Below are 22,367 nucleotides of genomic sequence, written 5' to 3'. Positions count from 1 at the left end.
GGCGATGAACGCGCGAATACTGGTCGTCGACGACGACGCCGCCCTGTCGGAGATGATCGGGATCGTCCTGACCGCGGAGGGCTTCGAGCCCGTCTTCTGCTACGACGGTGCCACCGCCGTGGACACCTTCCGGGCCGTGCGCCCCGACCTGCTGCTCCTCGACCTCATGCTCCCGGGCAAGGACGGCATCCAGGTCTGCCGCGAGATCCGCACGATCTCCGACGTCCCGGTCGTCATGCTCACCGCCAAGTCGGACACCGTCGACGTGGTCCGCGGACTGGAGGCCGGGGCCGACGACTACGTGCCCAAGCCGTTCAAGCCCGCCGAGCTCGTGGCCCGGGTCAAGGCCCGGCTGCGCCCGGTCGAGCGCGCCAACTCGCAGGAGCTGCGGATCGGGGACCTGACCATCGACGTGAGCGGGCACAGCGTGCACCGGGGGGACCACGAGATCGGCCTCACGCCCCTCGAGTTCGACCTGCTCACCGCCCTGGCGCGCGCACCGCACCAGGTGTTCTCGCGGGAGATGCTGCTCCGCGACGTCTGGGGCTACCAGCACGCCGCCGACACGCGGCTCGTCAACGTCCACGTGCAGCGGCTGCGCTCCAAGATCGAGCGGGACCCGGAGAGCCCCGAGATCGTGGTCACCGTGCGCGGCGTCGGCTACAAGGCGGGCACGTCCGCCCGATGACCCCGCCGGACGCCGCCTCCTCCCGGCGCCACGGGCCGGCCCGCGCCGCGGCCCGCCGGCTGCGGCTGGGCCGGCTCCTCCTGGCCCGCCGCTGGCGGCAGTCCCTGCAGTTCCGGGCCATCGCGGTGTCCCTGTCCCTGACCGCCCTGGCCTTCTTCGTCACGGGCAGCTTCCTCTCGCACCAGATCGCGGACCGGCTCTTCACCGAGCGCCTGGACCAGGTCCTCGCCTCGGCCACCGCGGACTTCGAGCAGGTGCAGGACAGCTTCGACGCCTCGGACGCCTCCGACCGCGACGAGCTGCAGGCACTGGTCGCCTCGACCCTCGGCTCGCTCTCGGTCGACGGCGCGGAGACCGAGCGCTGGATCCTGCTCCCGATGGACTTCACGAGCGGGCAGACCCTCATCCCGGCCCAGAGCCAGAGCCCGTGGATGACCTCGAGCACCGTGCCCGCGGAGCTGCAGGAACGGCTCGCGGAGCAGGACGGCGTGTTCTGGCAGCCCGCCTCCGTCCGGATGACGGAGAAGGGGGAGGAGGCCCCCGTCATCGTCGTGGGCACCGTGGTGGACCTCTACCAGAACAGCCGGTACGGGCTCTACCTCGTCTACGACTTCTCCGAGCCGCAGCGCACCCTCGACGCGATGCACGCGGTGCTGCTGCTGTCGGTGGTCGTCCTGCTCCTGCTCGTGGGCGCGATCGTCTGGTACGTCACCCGCGAGGTCGTCCGTCCCGTGTCCACCACCGCCCGCGTGGCCGAGCAGCTCGCCGACGGGGACCTCGGCGTGCGGATGCCCGTCAGCGGCTCGCACGAGGTCGCCCGCCTCGCCCGGTCCTTCAACCGCATGGCCGACAGCCTGCAGGAGCAGATCACCCAGCTCGAGCAGCTGTCCTCGATGCAGCAGACCTTCGTCTCGGACGTCTCCCACGAGCTGCGCACCCCGCTGACCACGGTGCGGATGGCGGCCGAGGTGCTCTTCAACGCCCGTGAGGACTTCGACCCCGTCAACCGGCGCTCCGCCGAGCTGCTCTACCACCAGGTGGACCGCTTCGACGCCCTGCTGGCCGACCTGCTCGAGATCTCGCGCTTCGACGCCGGCGCCGCCCGGCTCGAGGTGGCCAACGTCGAGCTGTTCTCGGTCGTGCACGACGTCGTGGAGGCCGCGGCCCCGCTCGCCGTCTCCTCCGGCTCCACAGTGCGGGTGCGCTCGGAGCTGTCCCGCTGCACCGTCCAGGGGGACCAGCGGCGGATCGAGCGGATCCTGCGCAACCTCGTGGTCAACGCCCTCGAGCACGGGGAGGGCCGGCCCGTCGACGTCGTCGTCGGGGCCTCCGAGGTGGCCGCGGCCGTGGCGGTGCGCGACCACGGCATCGGGATGACCGAGGAGGAGGCGGCCAAGGCGTTCAACCGCTTCTGGCGCGCGGACCCGGCCCGCGCCCGCACCACGGGCGGGACGGGGCTCGGCCTCGCGATCGCCACCGAGGACACGCGGCTGCACGGCGGCCGGCTCGACGTGTGGGGCGCGCCGGGGGAGGGCGCCTGCTTCCGGCTCACCCTGCCCCGGACCCGCGCCCGGCGGCTCGGCCCCGACGACGACAGCCCGCTGGGCCTGCCGCCCGACGCCGACGCGTACCCGGAGACGGCGGCGGTGACCCGGACGGGGTCCCTGGCGCTGGCCTCCGCGGCCCCGCCGGAGCAGCTGCCCCCCGCCGCCGCGGCGCAGCCGGCCGACGTCGAGGAGGACCGGACATGAGCAGGACCGGAAGACCGGCCCGCTCGGCCGCACTCGCCCTGGCCGCGGCCGTGGCCCTCGCCGGCTGCGGGGCCATTCCCCGGACGGGGCCCGTGCACCGGCACGCCGAGCCGACCCGGACCGCGGCCCAGCCCACCTACGACGTCGAGCCGGCCGGCCCCCGCGACGGGGCGACCCCGGAGCAGATCGTGCGGGGCTTCCTCGCGGCCGGGACGGGCGTGGCCGACGACTACTCCGTGGCCCGGGAGTACCTCACCCCGGACCTCGCCGGCACCTGGCACCCGGACGCGCGCACCATCGTGCACCGCGGCGACGCCTCGATCGTGCCCCGGCTCGAGGACGACGAGTACCGCGTGAACCTCGAGGTGGAGAGCGTGGTGGACGGCTCCGGCGTGATCGAGCGCAAGCCGGCGGGGGCCACGGAGGTGCTCGACTTCGACGTGGCCCAGGTGGACGGCCAGTGGCGGATCTCCGACGCCCCGGACGCCACGGCGCTCACCCGGCCCGACTTCGAGGACGTCTTCGAGCCCCACCACCTGTACTTCGCGGACGAGGACCTGTCCAACGTGGTGGTCGACCCCCGGTGGTTCCCGGACCGGGTGCCCGTGTCCACGTCCATCGTGCGCAACCTGCTCGGCGGGCCCGCGCCGTACCTGCGGGGCGCCGTGACCTCGGCGTTCCCGGCGGGGACCACGCTCGCGGGCTCGGCGGTGCCCGTGCGGGAGGGCACCGCCACGGTGGAGCTCAGCGTGCCCGACTTCGACCCCGCGAACATCGAGATCAACCGCCGGATGCACGACCAGCTCTCGCTGAGCCTCAGGTCGCTCACCGCGGTGAACGACGTGGAGCTGCTCGTCGAGGGGGCGCCCGTGGAGCTGGGCGCGGGGTGGACGGACACCGCGCCGGTGCAGGACGTCACCGTCCCGTCCCGGCAGGTGGGGCTGCGCGACGGCGAGCTCGTGTTCTACCAGGGCGGCCAGACCGAGGCCGTGGACGGGATCCCCCCGCTGGACGACCACTTCCCGTCCAGCCCCGCGATGGACGCCGCGGCCGAGCACTTCGCCTTCGTGGACACGGGCACGGGCGCCCTGGTGACCGTGGCCCGGGACGAGGAGCCCGTGGAGCGCTTCAGCGGCACCGGCCTGACCCGCCCGAGCTTCGACGAGCACGGGTGGGTGTGGACCGGGGACTCCGCCGGGACCGTCCGGGCAGTGCGCACCGGCGCGGACGCCGGGGACCCGCGGCGCGTCGAGGCCTCGTGGCTGTCGGCGCGGACCGTCACCTCGCTGCGGATCTCGCGCGGGGGCACGCGCGCGCTCGTCGTCACCGAGGACGACGGCGTCTCCCAGATCTGGCTCTCCGGCGTGGTGCGCGAGCCCGACGGGACGCCGCGCCGGCTCAACGAGCCGTACCGGGTGGCCGCCGACGTCGACGCGGACGCGGCCCTGTGGCTCAGCGACCGGGAGTTCGTGGCGGCCCCGCTGGGCGGCACGGGGTCGGTCCGGCCCCGCGTCTACGACGTGTCCGGGCGCTTCCGCGAGCTGCCCGCCCTCGTGGGCCTCACCGGGCTGAGCGGGGGCAACGGCACGTCCTCCGTCTACGCCGTGGCCGGCGGCACCCTGCACATGCTCACCGGCAACGCGTGGGCGCCGCAGAGCGAGGACGTGCTGGACACGGCGTTCGCCGGCTGAGGCCCTCGCCCGGGACGGCCCCCTCGTCCACAGCGCCGGCTGTCCGGACGGGAGCCGCCCCCCGGTCCCGGGCGGCGGGCCCCGGCCAGGATGGGGGCATGCCCGCGAACCCGCTCTCCGCCCGCGCCCTCGACCGGGCGGCCGCACGGGCCCTCGACCGCCTGGCCGAGGCCGCCGAGGTGCTGCTGCCCGTGGAGTGCGCCGTGTGCCGCGCCCCGGGCGCCGCCCTGTGCCGCGCCTGCCGCCTGCTGCTGCGCCGGTCCTGCGCCCGGCCCTTCGAGGCCTCCTCGGCCGCGCCGCTGCTGGATCCGCCGCTGCCCGTCGTGGCCGCCGGGCGCTACGCCCACGGGCTCGCCACGTGCCTGCTCGCCCTCAAGAACACCGGCCGCACCGACCTGGTCCCCGTGCTCGCCGCCTGCCTGGCCACGGCCCTGGACCGCGCCGCCCGGGACTGGCCGCCCGGGCCCGTGCTGCTGGTCCCGGTGCCGAGCAGCCCGGCGGCCCTGCGGCGCCGCTGGTTCGACCCCGTGCGGCTGCTGCTGGAGGACTGCGCCCGCCGCGGCGTGCTCCCCGCCGGTGCGGTCGTGGACCGCGGGCTGCGGCACCGCGGGAGCGGGACCCTGCTGCCCGGACCGGCGCAGAAGCGGCTGGGTGCGGCGGGCCGTCGGGACCGCCCCGCCGGGTCCATGCGGGCCGCCGCGGCTCCCGGCGCCCGGTGCGTCGTCGTCGACGACGTGCTGACCACGGGCGCGACCCTCGGGGAGGCGGCCCGCGCGCTGCGCGCCGGCGGGGCCGAGGTGGTCGGTGCGGTGGTGCTCGCGGCCGTGCGCTCCCCGGCGGTTCCGCTCACCGCTGATCCGGACCCGGCCGGGGCCTGGTGATTATCCCGTGTGATTCAACTAACGTTGAGCCACGGGACGCACCGATCCTCCCGGGTGGGCGGCCCCATCCGCCCACGTCACCCCCGAGATTTGGAGGGCATCATGGAACTGAACGTCATGGGGCGCAACGTCGCCGTACCGGAGCGGTTCAAGGAGTACGCCGCCGAGAAGGTCGTCAAGTTCGAGGAGCTGGGCGAGAAGGTCCAGCGCATTGATGTCAAGGTCACCAAGGACCACGCGCTGCCCGGCCACCAGGGCATGGGCGTGGAGATCACCGTCTCCGGCCGCGGCCCCGTCCTGCGGGCCGAGGCCCGCGGCGACGACAAGTTCGCCGCCTTCGACGAGGCGTACAGCAAGCTCCTGGAGCGCCTGCGCCGGGCGCGCGACCGCCGGAAGGTGCACCGCGGCGCCCACCGCCCCACGGCCGTTCACGAGGCCACCGGCACCCTGCCCGTGGTGCCGAGCTCCGGACCCATCTACTCCACCGCCGAGGAGCTCGCGACCGCCGAGCAGGAGGCGTTCGACCAGAGCGTGAGCCTCTCCGACGCGGTCACCCCCGTCGAGATCCGGCGCAAGCGGTTCCCGGCCTCCGAGCTGAGCGTCGACGAGGCCGTCGACCACATGGAGCTCGTCGGCCACGACTTCTACCTGTTCCTCGACAAGGAGACCGGGGAGCCCTCCGCGGTCTACCGCCGCAAGGGCTGGAGCTACGGCGTGATCAGCCTCAGCGACAACGGCGAGGCGTCCGAGGAGAGCGTCCGGGCGTACCAGACCGAGCCCGCCCGCTGAGCACGCACCGCTGAGCGCGGGACCCGCCGGCCGGGTGCCGGCCGGGTCCCGCCACGGGAGAGCCCGGTGGTCGCGGCCACCGGGCTCTCCCGTGCCCGAGGACCGGGGCCCGCTCGCGTAGACTGGAGCAGGTGCCGGATACCCCCCCCATCAGTCCCAGCACGGCAGTCGAACACGAGGAGCGTGTGCACGTGGCGTCATTCCTGGAGAAAGTCCTCAGGACCGGAGACAAGAAGGTCCTGACGAGGCTGCGGTCCTACACGACCGCCATCAACAGCCTCGAGGACGGTTTCCGGGAGCTCAGCGACGCGGAGCTGCGGGCCGAGACGGACGCCTTCCGCGCCCGCGTCGCCGACGGCGAGTCCCTGGACCGGCTGCTGCCCGAGGCCTTCGCCGTGGTCCGGGAGGCCGCCTCGCGCACCCTGGGCCAGCGCCACTACGACGTCCAGCTCATGGGCGGCGCCGCCCTGCACCTCGGGAACATCGCCGAGATGAAGACCGGTGAGGGCAAGACCCTCGTCGCCACGGCCCCCGCCTACCTCAACGCCCTCTCCGGCAAGGGCGTCCACGTCGTCACCGTGAACGACTACCTGGCGGAGTACCAGGCCAACCTGATGGGGCGCGTCTACCGGTTCCTGGGCATGGAGACCGGCGTGGTGCTGGCCAACCAGGACCCGGCGACCCGGCGGCAGCAGTACGTCGCCGACATCACGTACGGCACGAACAACGAGTTCGGCTTCGACTACCTCCGCGACAACATGGCGTGGAGCCCCGACGAGCTCGTCCAGCGGGGCCACAGCTTCGCGATCGTCGACGAGGTGGACTCCATCCTGATCGACGAGGCCCGCACCCCGCTCATCATCTCCGGGCCCGCCTCGGGGGAGGCCAACCGGTGGTACACCGAGTTCGGCCGCCTCGTGCAGCGGCTCCAGGCGGGCACCGACTACGAGGTGGACGAGAAGAAGCGCACCGTCGGCGTGCTGGAGTCCGGGATCGAGAAGGTCGAGGACTGGCTCGGCATCGACAACCTCTACGAGGCCCAGAACACCCCGCTGATCGGGTTCCTGAACAACGCCATCAAGGCCAAGGAGCTCTTCCGCGCCAACAAGGACTACGTGGTGCTCAAGGGCGAGGTGATGATCGTCGACGAGCACACCGGGCGCATCCTCGCCGGCCGCCGCTACAACGAGGGCATGCACCAGGCCATCGAGGCGAAGGAGGGCGTCGAGATCAAGGCCGAGAACCAGACGCTCGCCACGGTCACCCTGCAGAACTACTTCCGCCTCTACGACAAGCTCTCGGGCATGACGGGAACCGCCGAGACCGAGGCCGCGGAGTTCATGAACACCTACGGGCTGGGCGTCGTGTCCATCGAGACGCACCGGCCCCTCGCCCGCATCGACCGCCCCGACCTCGTCTACAAGAACGAGGTCGCGAAGTTCGCCGCGGTGGTCAAGGACATCGAGGAGCGGCACGCGAAGGGTCAGCCGGTCCTCGTGGGCACCGTCTCGGTCGAGAAGAGCGAGTACCTCTCGAAGCTGCTCGCCCAGCGCGGCGTCCGGCACGAGGTGCTCAACGCGAAGAACCACGCGCGGGAGGCCGCGATCGTCGCGCAGGCCGGCCGCAAGGGCGCGGTGACCGTGGCCACCAACATGGCCGGCCGCGGCACCGACATCATGCTCGGCGGCAACGCCGAGTTCAACGCCGTGGACCGGATGCGGGAGAAGGGCCTGGACCCGCAGCGCGACGCGGAGGAGTACGAGCGGGTGTGGCCGGAGGTGGTGGCCGCGTGCGAGGAGGAGACGCGGGCGGAGCACCAGGAGGTCGTCGCCGTCGGCGGTCTCTACGTCCTGGGCACCGAGCGCCACGAGTCGCGGCGCATCGACAACCAGCTGCGCGGGCGCTCCGGGCGCCAGGGGGACCCGGGCGAGTCCCGCTTCTACCTCTCCCTCGCGGACGACCTCATGCGGCTGTTCAACGCCGGGGCCGCCCAGCGGCTCATGGCGGGGGCGCCGGACGACACCGCCCTGGAGCACAAGATCGTCTCCCGCGCCATCGCCTCGGCTCAGAGCCAGGTCGAGGGGCGCAACGCCGAGCAGCGCAAGAACGTCCTCAAGTACGACGACGTCCTGAACCGTCAGCGCGAGGCGGTCTACCGCGACCGGCGCCGTGTGCTCGAGGGCGACGACCTCCAGGAGCAGATCGCCCAGTTCGTCGACGAGGTCGTCAGCTCCACGGTCGAGGACCGCACGGCCGTCGGTCACCCCGAGGACTGGGACCTCGACGGGCTGTGGGAGGCCCTGCGCACGATCTACCCCGTGACCCTCACGGTCGACGAGGTCGTCGAGGAGGCCGGGGGCCGCACCCGGCTCACGGCGGAGTTCCTGCGCGAGCAGGTCCTCTCCGACGCCCGTCTCGTCTACGACCAGCGGGAGGAGGAGGTCGGCGCGGAGGCGATGCGCAACCTGGAGCGGCGCGTGCTGCTGTCGGTCATCGGGCGCAAGTGGCCCGAGCACCTCTACGAGATGGACTACCTCAAGGAGGGCATCGGCCTGCGTGCCATGGCGCAGCGCGACCCCCTCGTGGAGTACCAGCGGGAGGGCTACGCGATGTTCCAGGAGATGATGGGCGCGATCCGCGAGGAGACGGTCGCGACGCTGTACCGGATGGAGATCCGGCGCCAGCGCGTGGGCGCCGACGGCGGCCCCGTGGACCTGCAGATCCCGCGTCAGCCCAGCTTCCTGCAGTACACCGCGCCCGCCGAGACGGGGGGGACGCAGACCCGCACGGAGCCGGTCGCGGCCGGCGGCGGGGAGGACGAGGCGGACGCCGCGGACACGTCCCGCAACCGGGCGGGGCGGCGTGCCCGGGCTCGGGCCGCCAGCGCGGAGGCCTCCGAGGGCTGAGCGGGGCGGGACGGCGGAGGCTCAGCCGACCTCGAGCTCGGTGACGCTCCAGCCCCGCCCCAGGCGCTCCACGCGCATGGCCACGGCCCGGCTGCGCCGCGGCTCGACCAGCACGAGGGCCACCTCGTAGACCCCGCGGTCCACCCGGCAGACCCGGCACCTGCGCACGTGCGGATTGCGGTGCAGCTCCTGCAGCGCGGCCTTGTCCTCGAACTGCTCCTGCAGCAGCCGGAGCATGTCGGCGCGCTGCTGGAAGCGCTGCACGATCTCCGGGGTGGTCCAGCGGCTCAGCTGCGCCGCCGGTCGGCTCCCGCCCAGCACCTCCACGGCCGCCTGGCCGATGGACCGGGCCAGTGCCGTGACCCGGCCCAATTCGTCCGCGGTGTCGTGGCCCAGCACGCGGGTGGCGCCCCACGTGTAGCCGCCCGGGGCCGTGGGCGGAGCCGGCCGTGCCCGGCGGGCCGGCGGGCCGGCTGCCGGGCGTCCGGGCGCGGGCACGACCGGCCGGGCCATCGGATCGGAACCGGCGGCGGGTGCGTTCATGGCGGGCCTCCTGGGAGCGGTGCTGTCGTCCTGCGGTGCTGTGGTCCTGCGGTGCTGTGGTGCTGTGTTCCTGGGGTGCTGTGGTCCTGCAACGTGTCAGGGTTCGGGCGGTCCCGCTCCGGGCCGGGACGGGGCGCGGGCGGGTCAGGGTCCTCCGGGGCCGGGCACCAGGAGCCGCTGGCCGGGCAGGAGCCGGTGCGGCCCGTCCACGAGCACGTGCCGGTTCAGCGCGTACCAGCGGGGCCACGCGCGGGCGATCTGCTCGTCGGTGGCCTCCGGCCCCAGCTGGGCGGCCGTGAGGGACCACAGCGTGTCCCCGCGCAGGACCGTGACGGCGCCGTCCACCGTGCGCTCCGCCGCCACGGGCCGGCGACCGCAGGGCTCCGGTGCCGCCGGGGGAGCGGGAACGGTCTCCGCCTCGGCGCCGGCGTCGGGGCCGGACGCGGGTCCGGGTGCCGGGGCGGGGGCCGGCGTGCCCGGGGCCTCCTGGGCGGCTGCCCCGGCGTCCCAGAACGGGGAGGGCGTGTCGTCGGCGAGCGCGCCCGGGGCCGCGAGCAGCTGCAGGCCCAGGGCGGCGGCCGCCGCACGGCGCAGCAGGGCGGGGGAGCACCGCCGGCAGACCCCGGCGAGGCGTTCCCAGCGGCGGCGGCCGGCCAGCACCGCGAGCACCGCGAGCGCGGCGGCGAGGGTCCAGGCCACCACCACGGCGCAGCCGAGCGCGGCCGCCGCCAGCCCGATCAGCGCCTCCGTGTCCGGGCCCCCGGAGGGACGGCCGGCGCCGCCGGTCAGGGCCGCGCCGCAGGCCGCGGTGGCCAGGCCCAGGACGGGGATCGCGAGCACCGACCACAGCGGAGCGGCGGTGGTGCGTGCGGGTCGTGGCGTGCCGGCCATGTCGTCCCCCGATGACAGGTCTTTTGATGGCATTTGATGCCGTTTGATGCCGGTTGATGTCCTGAGACATTGGTAGCACCAGGGGGCGGCCGGTGTAAAGGTCTGCGTCCGGCGCGGTGGACATGGCGTTCCTTGACCGGTCCGGGGCGGGCACCTAGGTTGAGGCCCTGCGCGGCCGGACGGACCGGACGCCGGAAGGGGGCGCTGCCGTGCGCTGGGAGCAGCTGTTCGCGGACATGGAGTCGCAGCTGGCCTCCGCGCACCAGCTGGGACTGGAGGAGGAGGCCGCCGAGCAGGCCCGCGCGGAGTACTCCCGGGTGCGCCTCGCGGACCGGCTGCGGCTGCGGCAGGGCGAGCCCGTCCGGGCCCTGCTCGCGGGGGCCGTGCCCGTCGAGGGCCGGGTGGGCACGGTGGGCGCCGGTTGGGTCGCGCTCGAGGACCGGGGGACCCAGCACCTCGTGCCGCTGGGCGCCGCCCTGTGGTGGGAGTCCCTCGGCCGGGGGTGGACGACCGGTGCGGACCCGGTCGCGCTGCGGCTCGGCCTGGGGCACGCGCTGCGCGCCCTGGCGCGGGCCCGGGCCGGGGTGCGGGTGCGGCTCTCCGGCGGAGGGCCGCTCGGCGAGCTCGAGGGAACGGTCGACCGGGTGGGCTCGGACTTCTTCGACCTGGCACTGCACCCCGACGACGACTACCGGAGGCGGAGCAGCGTGACCGCGCTGCGCGCCGTCCCGTTCCCCGCCCTGGTCTGCGTCTCCTCGCTCAGCGCGCGGTGAGGCCGCCGCGAAAGTCCTCCCGGCGGATCAGTCGGCTGCGCCCGAGCGCACCGCCTCGGCCGTGCGCTCGTACCCCCGCGCGATGTACTCCTCCAGCTTGGCGGTCTCGACACGCCACTGGCCGCGTCCGCCCACCTGGATGGCGGGCAGCTCTCCGCTGCGCACGAGAGCCCTCGCCTGCGCGGCCGAGATGTTGAGGATCTCGGCGACGTCCGCCAAGGTCAGGAAGCGCTGCTGCGCCATCTCCCGCCTCCTTGCTCGTGGTTGCTCTCCCGTTCCAGTCTGCCACCGAACGGGCGGGACGGCCGCCCGTCCACATGCGGGGGACCACGACGGGGGCCGGCCGCGGGACCGGCCGGCCCCGATCCTGTCCCCAGTTGTGCACCGGACCGTTCCCGCGGCCCCACGCGCGCGGGCACAATGTGGGCGACGAGCGCGGTCCCCACGGCCGTGCCGAGCATCGAGAGAGGCGGTCGCCGATGAGCGGCACGGTCAGGGGCACGGACGCCCCGTCGGCCCGGTTCCGGAGACCGACCTGGCGGGACCCCCGGCTGCTCACCGGGCTGCTGCTCGTGCTGCTCTCCGTCGCCGGGGTGACCGCCGTGGTCTCCGCCACGAACCGGACGGACCCCTACCTCGCGGCGGCCGCGGACATCGAGGTCGGCCAGGAGGTGACCGGGGAGGACGTCGTGGCCGTGGACGTCCGGCTGCAGGACGCGGCGGACCTGTACGTCCCGGCGGACGACGCCCCGGGCCCGGGCACCGTCGCCACGCAGCGGATCCCGGCGGGCCAGCTGCTGCCCGGCACCGCCCTGGGCACCGCGGACCGGCTGGACCGCAAGCCGGTCGCCGTGCCGGTGGAGCACCCGCTGCCCCAGGACGCCGGGGCGGGCACGCGCGTGGACGTCTGGGTCGCCGCGCAGAAGCCCTCGGGCCGCGGCCACGAACCGGCCCGCCTGCTGCTGCCCGCCGCCGAGATCGCCGGGGTGCAGGCGGAGGAGACCGCCCTCGGCGCGGGCCGCGGCACCGTGGTGCACGTGCTGGTGGAGGAGGACCCGATGGAGGAGCTCGTGGACGCGCTCGGCAACGACGCCCGGGTCACGCTCGTGTGGAACCCCGCGGGCGGCCGGTGATGGTCCTGCCGGTCATGGCCCTCGGGGTCTCGACGTGGCCTCTCGTCGACGGGATCGAACGGCTGCACGGGCCGGTCACGGTGGTGCGCCGCTGCCTCGACCTCACGGAGCTGCTGGCCGCGGCACGCGCCGGGCTCGGCCGGGCCGCGCTCGTCGCGGAGGGCGCCGAGGACCTCACGGCGAGCCTGCTGGAGCAGATCCGGCTCGGCGGCGCGGCGCTGCTCGTGCTGGAGGGCCACGACCACCGCCGCCTCGCCGGCCTGGGCGCCGTGGTCGTCCCGGAGCACGCGGACCCGGAGGACGCCGCACGCCTCGTCGAGGAGGCCGTCGCGGCCGCGGCGGGCGCGCCGAGCGCCGTCGGCTACGCCGACGTGGTCGCGCCGGACCGCGCGGCGGACGCGGACCCGCGGACCGGGGCGGACTCCGGCGACGAGGTGCCGTCCGGCCCCCGGGGCGGGGGTCGGATCGTGGCGGTGTGGGGGCCCACCGGAGCGCCGGGACGGACCACGGTGGCCGTCAACCTCGCCGCCGAGCTGGCTCTCCTCGGGCAGGACACGGCGCTCGTGGACGCGGACACCTACGGCCCGTCCGTGGCCGCGGCGCTCGGGATGCTGGACGAGGCCGCGGGCCTGGCCCAGGCGTGCCGCCTGGCCGACCAGGGGCGGCTCGACGGCGCGGCCCTGCGCCGGACGGCCGCCGATGTGGCCGTCGCCGGGCGCACCGTCCGGGTGCTCACGGGCCTGACCCGCCAGGACCGCTGGCCGGAGCTGCGCTCGAGCGCCGTCGCGGCGGTGCTCGAGCGCTCGGCCCAGGAGTTCGGGACCACGGTGGTGGACTGCGGCTTTGCGCTCGAGGCCGACGAGGAGCTCACGGTCGACACCATGGCTCCTCGCCGGCACGCCGCGGCCCTCACGGTCCTGGAGCGCGCGGACGTGGTGGTCGCGGTGGGCGCCGCGGACACCATCGGCGTGCCGCGGCTGGTCAAGGGCCTGCCGGACGTCGCCGCGGCCGCGCCCGGGGCCCGCCTCGTCGTCGTCGTCAACAAGCTGCGCCGCTCGGCGGCGGGACGCTCCCCCGAGCTGGGGATCCGCGAGGCCTGGGCGCGCTTCGGCTCCGGGCCGGCGCTCGAGCAGTTCGTGCCGTGGGACCCGGAGACCCTCGACGAGGCGCTGCTGGCGGGGGCCGTCCTGGCGGAGACCTCTGCGGGGTCGTCCGCGCGCGCCGCGTTCCGCACGCTGGCCGGCCGGGTGCTCGCCGGCGCCGGGGCGCCGGAGGCGGACGGGAGTCCGCCCGTGCACGGTACTAGGCTGGGCGGCAGGATCGGGGCCTGGCTGCGGCGCTGATCGCGGGGGCGCCGTCCGGGCCTCCCCAGCTGCGACCACGGGAGGCGATGTGGCGTTCACGGAACCGCTCAGGGACACCCAGGACTTCGGCCCCGGGGACTACGAGTGGCTGCACCTGCTCGTGGGCGACTGGCAGCTCATCTCCGACCTCGCCTTCGGCGACCTCGTCCTCAGCTTCCCGGCCGACTACATCCCGGCCGCGGGCAGCGGCAACGGCCGCGGGATGCCCGCTCCCGGCAGCCCGTTCCGGGTGCTCGCCCACGTGCGGCCCTCGACGGGCCCCACGGTCTTCCACCAGGACCTGGTCGGCGAGCTGCTGCCCGACGAGCTGAGCGGGCCCCTGCGGGCCGCCTGGGTGGGCCGGCGGATCGAGCGGGTGCGCCCTGCCGGGGACGGGACGGGCGTGCCCGAGCCGATCCGGGTCGTGCCGCTGGTGCGCAAGGGGCGCACGCTCGCCCTGCTGAGCCTGCACGCAGGCCGGGCCGGGGGGCCGGTGGTCTCACGGCAGGAGGTCGTCTACCGCGAGACCGCGGACGCGCTGCTGCGGATGGCCAACGAGGGCCTCTGGCCGGACTTCTCCGCCCCGACGGGATCCCGACGGGGCGCGCCCCGGGTGGGCGACGGGGCGATCCGACTCGACGCCGAGGACCGCGTGACCTACGTCTCGCCCAATGCGGAGTCGGCGCTGCGCCGGCTGGGGGTCGACGGCGAGCTGCTCGGGGAGCGGCTCATGGACCTCGTGCCCCCCGTGCTGGTCCCGGGGGCGGATGCGGACGAGACCCTGGCCCCCGTGCTCAGCGGACGGACGGCGTGGCGCACCGAGGTGGAGGGCGCCCGCGTGAGCGTGAACTTCCGCTCCGTCCCGCTGCGGGACCGCTCCGGCCGGCTCGGGGCGGTGCTGCTCTGCCGGGACGTCACCGAGCTGCGCCGCCGGGACCTGGAGCTCGTGTCGAAGGACGCGACCGTCCGGGAGATCCACCACCGCGTCAAGAACAACCTGCAGACGGTCTCCGCGCTGCTGCGGCTGCAGGCCCGGCGGATGACGACGGACGAGGCGCGGCACGGGCTCGAGCAGGCCATGCGCCGGGTCGCGACCATCGCGATGGTGCACGAGACGCTCTCGCAGGGGTTCACGCAGAACGTGGACTTCGACGAGCTCGTCGCCCGGCAGTTCCGGCTCGCCGCGGAGGTGGCGTCCCCCGAGCAGACGGTGCACACCCGGATGATCGGCGAGTTCGGCGAGCTGCCGACCCGCCTGGCCACCCCGCTGGCGCTCGTGATCAACGAGCTCGTCACCAACGCCGTGGAGCACGGCCTCGCCGGCCGGACCGGCACGGTGACCCTGGAGGCGTCCCGCGTGCAGGACGAGGACGGCGCCGGTCAGCTGCTGGAGGTCGTGGTGAGCGACGACGGCGCCGGGATGGGCGACGTCGTGATCGAGGAGTCCGGGGCCGGCGCCCTCCGCAGGGCGGGCGCCGGCGAGGGACTGGGGATGCAGATCGTGCGCAGCCTCGTGGCGGGCGAGCTGGGGGGCTGGATCCGCTGGGTCCCCCGGCAGGGCGGGGGCACCGAGGTCACGGTGTGCGCCCGGCTCGACGAGTAGGCCGGTCCGGGAAGCGGCGAGGACCGGGACCCCGCGGGGGTCCCGGTCCTCGGTGCGGACGGAGCGCTCAGGAGGCGCGGCGGGCGCGCGCGGCGCGGCGCTTGAGGGCGCGGCGCTCGTCCTCGCTCATCCCGCCCCAGACGCCGGCGTCCTGGCCGGACTCGAGGGCCCACTGGAGACACGTGTCCATCACCGGGCAGCTGCGGCACACGGCCTTGGCCTCCTCGATCTGGAGGAGAGCAGGTCCGGTGTTGCCCACGGGGAAGAACAGCTCGGGATCCTTCTCCAGGCATGCTGCGCGGCTACGCCAATCCATGGTCAGCGATCGCTCCTTTCAAGGGCGGGTCCCGTCGGCGCAGGGCAGAACGATCCTGCGGCAGCGGCGTCCGGGACAAGAGAAAAGGCCCATTCGCACGGGCCTTGTGAAGAACTGACGTCCACTTTCCCACGCCGGAGGGGTGCGGACAAGGGTTTGCGGGCCGCGTCACACGTCGTTCGGTGAGTCGTTGCTCACAGCGCGCCCCGCACGGACGGCCCCGGGGCCCGGCCGGCGCCCCGCCCCGGCGGCCGGCGGACTAGGGTGGCGGGGGAGCGCCGCCGCCCGCGCCCGCCGCACCGCCGGAAGGAGAACCCCATGCCCGCCCCCTCCCAGGCGGCCCGGCCGCCCGCGGTCGCCGTCCTGACCGGCGTGGTCCTGCTCGAGGCCCTGGTCCTCGCGGGGGCCGGGCTGCGCCTCGTCTGGACGCTCCTGTTCGGGGACCCCCTCACCACGGGCGGGACGGTGTTCCTCACGGCGGTGTTCCTCGGGGGCGCCTTCTGGCTGCTGCGCGTCGGCCGGGGCCTCTGGCGCGGCTTCCGGTGGCCCCGCGCAGCAGCGCTCGTGGTCCAGCTCTTCCTCCTGGTGCTCGCCTACCCCCTGCTCCGGTCGGGGCAGTGGGGACCCGGGCTCGCGACGGCCGCCCCGGCCGTCGTCGTGCTCGTCCTGCTCTTCCGCCCGGACGTGCTCGCGTGGACGAGCCGCACCGTCCGGTAGCGGGCCCGCCGGATCCGTCCGCCGCCGCCCGGTGGCGCGCCCGGCCGGGACCGCCGGCCGGGACCAGTACAGTTGAACCGCCCGCGCCCGTCGACGTCGTGCCCGGCCCCGTCCCCTCCCGTCGAGCAGCTCCGAACAGGTGGTCCCGTGACTCCCCGTCGCATCGTCATCGTCAGCCGCATCTTCGCCCCCGAGCCCGCCGCCGCGTCCTTCCGGCTGCGGGCCCTGGCCCGAGGGCTGACCGAGGCCGGCGCCCAGGTCACGGTCCTCACCACGCGCCCGCCCGCCGGGTCCGTGATCGAGCCGGAGCCCTACCCGGTGCGCCGGTGGCCCGTGCTGCGCGACCGGTTCGACTACGTGCGCGGCATCGTCCAGTACCTCAGCTTCGACGTCCCCGTCCTCTTCCGGCTGCTCGCCACCCGCGCCGACCTCGTGGTCAGCGAGCCGCCGCCCACCACGGGCATGGCCGTGCTCGTGTCCTCGTTCCTGCGGGGCCGGCCCTACGTCTGGTACGCCCCCGACATCTGGACCACCGCCGCCGAGAAGATGGACGTCGCCGCCCCGGTGAAGCGGGCCATGCGCGTCATGGAGACCCTCGCGGCGCGCCGGGCCGCCGGCGTGCTCACCGTCTCCGAGGCCATGGGCCGTGAGCTGCAGTCCGTCACCGGCGTGGCCTGGGAGAAGGTGCTCGTGGCGGAGAACGGCATCGACACCGACGTCTTCCGCCCCGACGGGCCCGTGGCCGAGCCCGGCGCGCCCTACTTCGTCTACGCCGGGTCGATGTCCGAGTGGCAGGGCGCCGACGTGTTCGTCCGCGCCATGCCGCGGGTCCTCGAGGCCCACCCCGGCGCCCGGCTGCGCTTCTTCGGGCGCGGCTCCGACATCGACCGGGTGCAGGAGATCGCCGAGCGGCTCGCGCCGGGGAGCGTGCTCTTCGAGGGGCTGCGCCCCGCGGCCGAGACCGCGCAGTGGACGCGGGGCGCCGTCGCCGCCCTGGGCGCGGTGCTCCCGGGCATCGGCTACGACTTCACCAAGCCCACCAAGATCTACGCCGCCGCGGCGTGCGGGACGCCGGTCGTCTACGCGGGCGCGGGGGTCGCCGCCGAGCTCGTCGAGGACAACGGTCTGGGCGCGGCCGTCGACCACGACGCCGACGCGGTGGCCGAGGCCATGATCGCCGCCCTCGACCGCCGGCTCGACCCGGAGCGGGCCGAGGAGAACGACCGGGAGCGCCGCCGGCGCGCCGCGTGGGCGGCCGAGAACGCGTCCCTGGCGGCCTCCGGCCGCGTCGCCGCCGAGTGGCTGCTCCGGGGCTTCCCGGACTGATCAGGTACTTTGGTACGCAGCGCACGCCCGGCGCGCTCGTGCCGCCCCCCCCACCGGCCGGACGCCGTCCGGGCCCACCAGGACACCAACCTCAGGAGTTTGCCCGTGAACGCAGATCTCGTCGTCGTAGGCTCCGGCCTGTTCGGCCTGACCGTGGCCGAGAGGGCCGCCAACGAGCTGGGCCTCGACGTGGCCATCATCGACCGGCGGTCCCACATCGGGGGCAACGCCTACACGGAGAACGAGCCGCAGACCGGGATCGAGGTGCACCGCTACGGCGCCCACCTGTTCCACACCTCCAACGAGCGGGTCTGGGACTACGTGAACCGGTTCACCGACTTCACGGACTACGTGCACCGCGTGTACACGAGGCACCACGACGAGGTCTTCCCGATGCCGATCAACCTCGGCACCATCAACCAGTTCTTCCGCGCGGCGTACTCGCCCGCCGAGGCGCGGGCGCTGATCCAGGAGCAGGCGGGGGAGCTCGCCGGGACGGACCCGCAGAACCTCAACGACAAGGGCATCCAGCTCATCGGCCGGCCGCTCTACGAGGCGTTCATCAAGCACTACACGGGCAAGCAGTGGCAGACGGACCCCAAGGACCTGCCGGCCTCGATCATCAACCGGCTCCCCGTCCGCTACACCTACGACAACCGGTACTTCAACGACAAGTACGAGGGCCTGCCCGTGGACGGCTACACGGCGTGGCTCGAGCGCATGGCGGACCACCCCAGGATCGACGTCCGGCTGGACACCGACTTCTTCGACGACGGCCACGACTACTCCCGGTCCGCCGTCTCCGGGCAGGTCCCGGTCGTCTACACCGGGCCCGTGGACCGCTACTTCGACTACGCCGAGGGCGACCTCTCGTGGCGGACCATCGACCTCGAGCAGGAGGTCCTGCCGATCGAGGACTTCCAGGGCGCCCCGGTGATCAACTACCCGGATCCCGACGTCGCCTTCACCCGGATCCTGGAGTTCCGCCACTTCTACCCGCAGCGCGACTACACCACGGACGCCACGGTGATCATGCGCGAGTTCTCCCGGTTCGCGGAGAAGGGCGACGAGCCGTACTACCCGGTCAACACCGCGGTGGACCGCGAGAAGCTGCTGAAGTACCGCGATCTCGCCCGCGGCGAGGACAACGTCCTCTTCGGCGGCCGTCTCGGCACCTACAAGTACCTGGACATGCACATGGCCATCGGGGCCGCGCTGTCCATGGTCGACAACAAGCTCAAGCCCCACTTCACCGGCGGGGCCACCATCGAGAGCGGGGGAGTGGACGCGTGACCGCGACGACCCAGGACATCGACCGGACCGACACCGGGGGCACCGCCCACCGGGTGCTGCAGGAGCTCGTCTTCCCGACGGGCGAGCGCTTCTCCACCCAGCCGCTCTACCTGGACTCCCGGGCCGACACGGGCACCGCCGTCCAGCAGGAGGACACGAAGGAGCAGCGGCCCCAGATCGTGGTCAACGTGGCCTCCGACGCCGCCGCCGGCAACGGCGTGGCGATCCTCGGGCGCTCGTCCGTGCGCGTGCCGGCCCGCACCACGGTGTCCTTCGCCACCTACTTCAACGCGTTCCCGGCCAGCTACTGGCGGCACAACACCCACCTGCGGGAGGTCGTGCTGCGGGTGCGCACCACCGGGCGCGGCACGGTGAACGTGCACAGCTCCAACGCGCGCGGCGAGTCCGTGCCCGTGTCGGTGCACGAGGTCTCCGGCGCCGACCGGCTGACCGAGGTCGTGCTGCCCCTCAAGGCCTTCGCCGACGGCGGGTGGTACTGGTTCGACGCCGCCGCGGGGGACCAGGAGCTCGAGGTGCAGGGCGCGCAGTGGCTGGGCGACGGCACGGGCACCGCGGAGGGCTCCGTGACCCTCCAGATCACCACCATGAACAAGCCCTCCTACTGCCTCACCAACGCCCGTCTGCTCGACGAGCAGCGGGACAGCCTGCCACAGGTCGCCCAGGTCGTGATCGTGGACCAGGGCAACCAGAAGGTCGTCGACGAGCCCGGCTTCGACGAGGTCCGGGCGCGCTTCGGCGACCGCCTGCGGGTCATCGACCAGGGCAACCTGGGCGGCGCCGGCGGCTTCGCCCGCGGCATGTACGAGGCCGTGCGCGCCGACAGCACCTACGTGCTGCTCATGGACGACGACGTCGAGATCGAGCCGGAGGCCGTGCGCCGGATCAGCGTGTTCGCCGACTTCTGCAAGCGGCCCACCCTGGTCGGCGGGCACATGATCGACCTGCTCAACCCGACGAAGATCCACAACTTCGGCGAGGCCATGGACCCGTACAGCTTCCAGTACGGCCCCGCGGGGGAGGGCGTGGAGATCGGCCACGACTTCCGGCACAGCAACCTGCGGAGCACGGCCTGGATGCACCGCCGCATCGAGGTGGACTACAACGCCTGGTGGATGTGCTTGATCCCCACCCAGGTGGTGCGCGAGATCGGCCTGGCGCTGCCCGTCTTCATCAAGTGGGACGACGTCGAGTACGGCATCCGCGCCAAGGCGGCCGGCTACCGGACCGTGTCCCTGCCCGGCGTGGCCGTGTGGCACCTGGCCTGGGCGGACAAGGACGACACCATCAGCTGGCAGGCGTACTTCCACAAGCGCAACCAGCTCGTGGCCGCGCTGCTGCACTCCCCGTTCGACCGCGGCGGCGAGGTGCTCGGCCGCAACGGGATCAAGGACCTGCGGCACCTGCTGTCGATGCAGTACTTCGCGGAGGAGGCCCGGGTCCTGGCCCTGCGGGACGTCCTGGACGGGCCCGAGACCCTGCACGAGCTGCTGCCCCAGCGCATCCGCGACGTGCGCCGGATGATGACCCAGCACTCGGACGCCGTCTACCAGCCGGACCTCGACGCGTACCCGGCCGTGGCCTCGGCCAAGCCGCTGCGCACGCGGCGGCTCTCCGCCCCGCACGGGCTGAAGGTCCTCACCTCGGCGACGACGGCCGTGGTGCGCCACCTCGCCGTGCGCCCGCAGGAGCAGGCCGAGGAGCACCCGCAGGTGCACCTGCCCTACCAGGACGCACGGTGGTGGCGGCTCGCCCGCTACGACAGCGCCCTGGTCTCCGCCTCGGACGGCACCGGCTACACCTGGTACAAGCGCTCGCCCCGCGAGGCCCGCGCCCTGATGGCGGAGTCGCTGCGGCTGCACGCCCAGCTGGCCCTGCGCTGGCCGGAGCTCTCCCGCCGCTACCGCGCCGCCCTGCAGGAGGTCACCTCCATGGAGGCCTGGGAGGCGACCTTCCGCGAGCACTCGGAGATCGGCGCCTGATGCCGGCGGCCACGGTCGTCCGGCGGCCGTCCCCCGGGACGGGGCTGCCGGCGGTGTTCCGGCAGCGCTACCTGCTGAAGCTGCTGGTCGACAAGGAGCTGCAGATCCGCTACCGGGGCACCGTCCTCGGCCTGCTGTGGTCCTACGTCAAGCCGGGGATCCAGTTCGTCGTCTTCTATGTGGCCCTGGGCATCTTCCTGGGCCTGGAGCGGGGAATGGAGAACTACGCCGTGTACCTGTTCTCCGGGATCATCGTGATCAACTTCTTCTCGGAGTCCTTCGGCAACGCGGCGCGCTCGATCGTGGCCAACGCGAGCCTCATCAAGAAGATCTACCTGCCCCGGCAGATGTTCCCGGTCGCGTCCGTGTGGGTCGCCGCGGTGCACCTGATGCCCCAGCTGGTGGTCATGCTCGTCGCGGCCCTGATCGTCGGCTGGTCGCCCACGTGGATCTCCCTGCTGGCCGTGCCCGCGGCGCTGCTGATCGTGGGCCTGCTGGGGGCCGGGCTGGGCATGCTCTTCGGCGCGGCCAACGTGTTCTTCCGCGACGCCGAGAACTTCGTGGACCTGATCGTCATGGTCAGCACGTGGTCCGCCCCGGTGCTCTACGCCTGGACGATGGTCCGCGACGTGCTGGGCCCGGTGTGGTTCGCCGGGTTCATGCTCAACCCGCTGACCGTGGCCGTGGAGCTCTCGCACGCGGCGTTCTGGCTGCCGACCACCACCCCCGGCGCCCACGAGGTGCCGCCCCACCTGTTCTCCCTCTGGACGCCGGTAGCCCTGCTCGTGGTCACGGTGATCATGGTCCTGGGCGACCTGATGTTCCGCCGCCTCGAGGGCCGATTCGCGCAGGAGCTGTGACGATGAGCACCGATCCCACCGCGCCCGCGCCCGCCGTGGTCGCCCGGCACCTGGCCAAGGAGTTCTCCCTCCGCCACGCCCGCTCCCTCAAGGAGACGGTGATGTGGCTCGCACGGGGACGGCGCCAGGACATCTCCAACCGGTTCCGCGCCCTGGAGGACCTCAGCCTCAGCATCCGGCCGGGGGAGAGCGTGGCGCTCGTGGGGCTCAACGGCTCCGGGAAGTCCACGTTCCTCAAGCTGGTCTCCGGCGTGATGAGCCCCGACGGGGGATCGCTGGAGGTCAACGGGCGGGTGGCCGGGCTGATCGAGGTCGGCGCCGGCTTCCACCCCGACCTCACCGGCCGCGACAACGTCTACCTCAACGGCGCGATCCTCGGCATGAGCAAGGAGGACATCGACCGGAAGTTCGACCGGATCGTGGCGTTCTCCGAGATCGAGCAGTTCATCGACACCGAGGTGAAGTTCTACTCCTCCGGCATGTACCTGCGCCTGGCCTTCGCCGTGGCGGTGTTCACCGACCCGGACATCTTCATCATCGACGAGATCCTCTCCGTGGGGGACGAGCCCTTCCAGCGCAAGAGCCTGGGCCGGGTCAAGGAGCTCTCGGCGGAGGGCAAGACGCTGCTGGTCGTCAGCCACGACTTCGACGTGGTCCGCAAGGTCTGCAACCGCGGGGTGTGGATCGAGCACGGCCGGGTGCGCAGCGACGGGCCCATCGACGAGGTGATCGAGCAGTTCCGCGCCGCGGAGAACGCCGGCTGACGCCTCCCGCCCGCACGGACGACGGGCCGCCCCGCTCCTGCCGGAGCCGGGCGGCCCGTCGTCGTCCGTCACCGGAGCGGAGCCCACGGCGGAATCGGC

Annotated in this window: 20 protein-coding genes; 16 read left to right on the top strand and 4 right to left on the bottom strand. The window is 73.9% G+C overall.

All coding sequences use genetic code 11. From position 1 onward, the window contains the following. Positions 1 to 4: 4 nt before the first annotated feature. The 6 genes from mtrA to secA all read left to right on the top strand — a co-directional run bounded on the left by mtrA (position 5) and on the right by secA (position 8,706). Positions 5 to 688, top strand: coding sequence for an MtrAB system response regulator MtrA (gene mtrA, locus ACPYN7_RS10300; protein ID WP_017833623.1), 684 nt, complete (start codon positions 5 to 7; stop codon positions 686 to 688). After that, positions 685 to 2,439 (top strand): MtrAB system histidine kinase MtrB, encoded by a 1,755-nt coding sequence (gene mtrB, locus ACPYN7_RS10295; RefSeq protein WP_424347582.1) that lies wholly within the window; start codon positions 685 to 687, stop codon positions 2,437 to 2,439. The genes mtrA and mtrB overlap by 4 nt, the downstream gene beginning before the upstream one ends. After that, the gene (locus ACPYN7_RS10290; RefSeq protein WP_424347581.1) at positions 2,436 to 4,130 is read left to right on the top strand and encodes an LpqB family beta-propeller domain-containing protein; all 1,695 of its coding nucleotides are present in this window, start codon (positions 2,436 to 2,438) and stop codon (positions 4,128 to 4,130) included. Before mtrB ends, ACPYN7_RS10290 begins: the two co-directional genes overlap by 4 nt. A gap of 98 nt (positions 4,131 to 4,228) precedes the next feature. Beyond that, positions 4,229 to 5,011, top strand: coding sequence for a ComF family protein (locus ACPYN7_RS10285; RefSeq protein ID WP_058874786.1), 783 nt, complete (start codon positions 4,229 to 4,231; stop codon positions 5,009 to 5,011). Positions 5,012 to 5,113: 102 nt separating this feature from the next. Next, complete coding sequence (gene hpf, locus ACPYN7_RS10280; RefSeq protein WP_058874785.1) at positions 5,114 to 5,800, top strand: ribosome hibernation-promoting factor, HPF/YfiA family; 687 nt, start codon at positions 5,114 to 5,116, stop codon at positions 5,798 to 5,800. A 191-nt stretch (positions 5,801 to 5,991) separates the two neighbouring features. After that, positions 5,992 to 8,706, top strand: coding sequence for a preprotein translocase subunit SecA (secA, locus tag ACPYN7_RS10275; protein WP_058874837.1), 2,715 nt, complete (start codon positions 5,992 to 5,994; stop codon positions 8,704 to 8,706). Between the two features lie 21 nt (positions 8,707 to 8,727). Here secA and ACPYN7_RS10270 read toward each other — a convergent pair whose 3' ends face one another. Both ACPYN7_RS10270 and ACPYN7_RS10265 read right to left on the bottom strand, forming a co-directional pair. Continuing rightward, positions 8,728 to 9,249 (bottom strand): Rv3235 family protein, encoded by a 522-nt coding sequence (locus tag ACPYN7_RS10270; protein WP_424347580.1) that lies wholly within the window; start codon positions 9,247 to 9,249, stop codon positions 8,728 to 8,730. A gap of 144 nt (positions 9,250 to 9,393) precedes the next feature. After that, positions 9,394 to 10,140, bottom strand: a complete 747-nt coding sequence (locus ACPYN7_RS10265) for a LysM peptidoglycan-binding domain-containing protein (protein WP_424347579.1) — start codon at positions 10,138 to 10,140, stop codon at positions 9,394 to 9,396. 209 nt (positions 10,141 to 10,349) lie between these two features. On the opposite strand from ACPYN7_RS10265, the gene ACPYN7_RS10260 reads away from it, so the two are divergent. Next, on the top strand, positions 10,350 to 10,913 hold the full coding sequence (locus ACPYN7_RS10260) for a hypothetical protein (RefSeq protein WP_424347578.1): 564 nt from the start codon (positions 10,350 to 10,352) through the stop codon (positions 10,911 to 10,913). A gap of 27 nt (positions 10,914 to 10,940) precedes the next feature. Here the strand turns inward: ACPYN7_RS10260 and ACPYN7_RS10255 are convergent, their stop codons facing one another. Then, positions 10,941 to 11,156: a helix-turn-helix domain-containing protein gene (locus tag ACPYN7_RS10255; protein WP_058874782.1), complete on the bottom strand. Its 216-nt coding sequence runs from the start codon at positions 11,154 to 11,156 to the stop codon at positions 10,941 to 10,943. A 236-nt stretch (positions 11,157 to 11,392) separates the two neighbouring features. On the opposite strand from ACPYN7_RS10255, the gene ACPYN7_RS10250 reads away from it, so the two are divergent. Genes ACPYN7_RS10250 through ACPYN7_RS10240 form a run of 3 tightly spaced genes read left to right on the top strand, consistent with a single transcriptional unit; the run spans position 11,393 to position 14,992 of the window. After that, complete coding sequence (locus ACPYN7_RS10250; protein ID WP_058874781.1) at positions 11,393 to 12,046, top strand: SAF domain-containing protein; 654 nt, start codon at positions 11,393 to 11,395, stop codon at positions 12,044 to 12,046. Next, positions 12,022 to 13,389 (top strand): AAA family ATPase, encoded by a 1,368-nt coding sequence (locus tag ACPYN7_RS10245; protein ID WP_424347577.1) that lies wholly within the window; start codon positions 12,022 to 12,024, stop codon positions 13,387 to 13,389. Before ACPYN7_RS10250 ends, ACPYN7_RS10245 begins: the two co-directional genes overlap by 25 nt. A gap of 49 nt (positions 13,390 to 13,438) precedes the next feature. Then, entirely contained in the window at positions 13,439 to 14,992 is a 1,554-nt protein-coding gene (locus tag ACPYN7_RS10240) for a sensor histidine kinase (RefSeq protein ID WP_424347576.1), read from the top strand. A 67-nt stretch (positions 14,993 to 15,059) separates the two neighbouring features. Here the strand turns inward: ACPYN7_RS10240 and ACPYN7_RS10235 are convergent, their stop codons facing one another. Continuing rightward, entirely contained in the window at positions 15,060 to 15,308 is a 249-nt protein-coding gene (locus ACPYN7_RS10235) for a WhiB family transcriptional regulator (protein ID WP_017833636.1), read from the bottom strand. A 318-nt stretch (positions 15,309 to 15,626) separates the two neighbouring features. Here ACPYN7_RS10235 and ACPYN7_RS10230 point away from each other — a divergent pair, with 318 nt between their 5' ends. From ACPYN7_RS10230 to ACPYN7_RS10205, 6 genes are all read left to right on the top strand, one after another. Further along, complete coding sequence (locus ACPYN7_RS10230) at positions 15,627 to 16,025, top strand: hypothetical protein (RefSeq protein ID WP_058874778.1); 399 nt, start codon at positions 15,627 to 15,629, stop codon at positions 16,023 to 16,025. Positions 16,026 to 16,172: 147 nt separating this feature from the next. Beyond that, positions 16,173 to 17,351 carry a glycosyltransferase family 4 protein gene (locus ACPYN7_RS10225; RefSeq protein ID WP_058874777.1) on the top strand — a complete coding sequence of 393 codons (1,179 nt, stop codon included), beginning with the start codon at positions 16,173 to 16,175 and terminating at the stop codon, positions 17,349 to 17,351. A 105-nt stretch (positions 17,352 to 17,456) separates the two neighbouring features. Continuing rightward, positions 17,457 to 18,644: a UDP-galactopyranose mutase gene (glf, locus tag ACPYN7_RS10220; protein WP_058874776.1), complete on the top strand. Its 1,188-nt coding sequence runs from the start codon at positions 17,457 to 17,459 to the stop codon at positions 18,642 to 18,644. Beyond that, on the top strand, positions 18,641 to 20,644 hold the full coding sequence (locus tag ACPYN7_RS10215) for a glycosyltransferase (RefSeq protein ID WP_058874775.1): 2,004 nt from the start codon (positions 18,641 to 18,643) through the stop codon (positions 20,642 to 20,644). Before glf ends, ACPYN7_RS10215 begins: the two co-directional genes overlap by 4 nt. Further along, positions 20,644 to 21,504: an ABC transporter permease gene (locus ACPYN7_RS10210; protein WP_424347575.1), complete on the top strand. Its 861-nt coding sequence runs from the start codon at positions 20,644 to 20,646 to the stop codon at positions 21,502 to 21,504. The genes ACPYN7_RS10215 and ACPYN7_RS10210 overlap by 1 nt, the downstream gene beginning before the upstream one ends. 2 nt (positions 21,505 to 21,506) lie before the next feature. Next, the gene (locus ACPYN7_RS10205; RefSeq protein ID WP_424347574.1) at positions 21,507 to 22,268 is read left to right on the top strand and encodes an ABC transporter ATP-binding protein; all 762 of its coding nucleotides are present in this window, start codon (positions 21,507 to 21,509) and stop codon (positions 22,266 to 22,268) included. Positions 22,269 to 22,367: the final 99 nt, after the last annotated feature.

This window comes from Kocuria sp. CH-021, from assembly GCF_049716185.1.
GTDB lineage: Bacteria > Actinomycetota > Actinomycetes > Actinomycetales > Micrococcaceae > Kocuria > Kocuria cellulosilytica.
The sequence above is the reverse complement of the archived record's forward strand: the minus strand, read 5'-3'. Positions and strand labels throughout refer to the sequence as shown.

What these genes read in the sequence shown, in the direction of transcription:
- mtrA (WP_017833623.1), top strand. Translation starts at nt 5, where the DNA reads ATGAACGCGCGAATACTGGTCGTCGACGACGACGCCGCCCTGTCGGAG.
- mtrB (WP_424347582.1), top strand. Translation starts at nt 685, where the DNA reads ATGACCCCGCCGGACGCCGCCTCCTCCCGGCGCCACGGGCCGGCCCGC.
- ACPYN7_RS10290 (WP_424347581.1), top strand. Translation starts at nt 2,436, where the DNA reads ATGAGCAGGACCGGAAGACCGGCCCGCTCGGCCGCACTCGCCCTGGCC.
- ACPYN7_RS10285 (WP_058874786.1), top strand. Translation starts at nt 4,229, where the DNA reads ATGCCCGCGAACCCGCTCTCCGCCCGCGCCCTCGACCGGGCGGCCGCA.
- hpf (WP_058874785.1), top strand. Translation starts at nt 5,114, where the DNA reads ATGGAACTGAACGTCATGGGGCGCAACGTCGCCGTACCGGAGCGGTTC.
- ACPYN7_RS10270 (WP_424347580.1), bottom strand. Translation starts at nt 9,249, where the DNA reads ATGAACGCACCCGCCGCCGGTTCCGATCCGATGGCCCGGCCGGTCGTG.
- ACPYN7_RS10265 (WP_424347579.1), bottom strand. Translation starts at nt 10,140, where the DNA reads ATGGCCGGCACGCCACGACCCGCACGCACCACCGCCGCTCCGCTGTGG.
- ACPYN7_RS10255 (WP_058874782.1), bottom strand. Translation starts at nt 11,156, where the DNA reads ATGGCGCAGCAGCGCTTCCTGACCTTGGCGGACGTCGCCGAGATCCTC.
- ACPYN7_RS10250 (WP_058874781.1), top strand. Translation starts at nt 11,393, where the DNA reads ATGAGCGGCACGGTCAGGGGCACGGACGCCCCGTCGGCCCGGTTCCGG.
- ACPYN7_RS10235 (WP_017833636.1), bottom strand. Translation starts at nt 15,308, where the DNA reads ATGGATTGGCGTAGCCGCGCAGCATGCCTGGAGAAGGATCCCGAGCTG.
- ACPYN7_RS10230 (WP_058874778.1), top strand. Translation starts at nt 15,627, where the DNA reads ATGCCCGCCCCCTCCCAGGCGGCCCGGCCGCCCGCGGTCGCCGTCCTG.
- ACPYN7_RS10210 (WP_424347575.1), top strand. Translation starts at nt 20,644, where the DNA reads ATGCCGGCGGCCACGGTCGTCCGGCGGCCGTCCCCCGGGACGGGGCTG.
- ACPYN7_RS10205 (WP_424347574.1), top strand. Translation starts at nt 21,507, where the DNA reads ATGAGCACCGATCCCACCGCGCCCGCGCCCGCCGTGGTCGCCCGGCAC.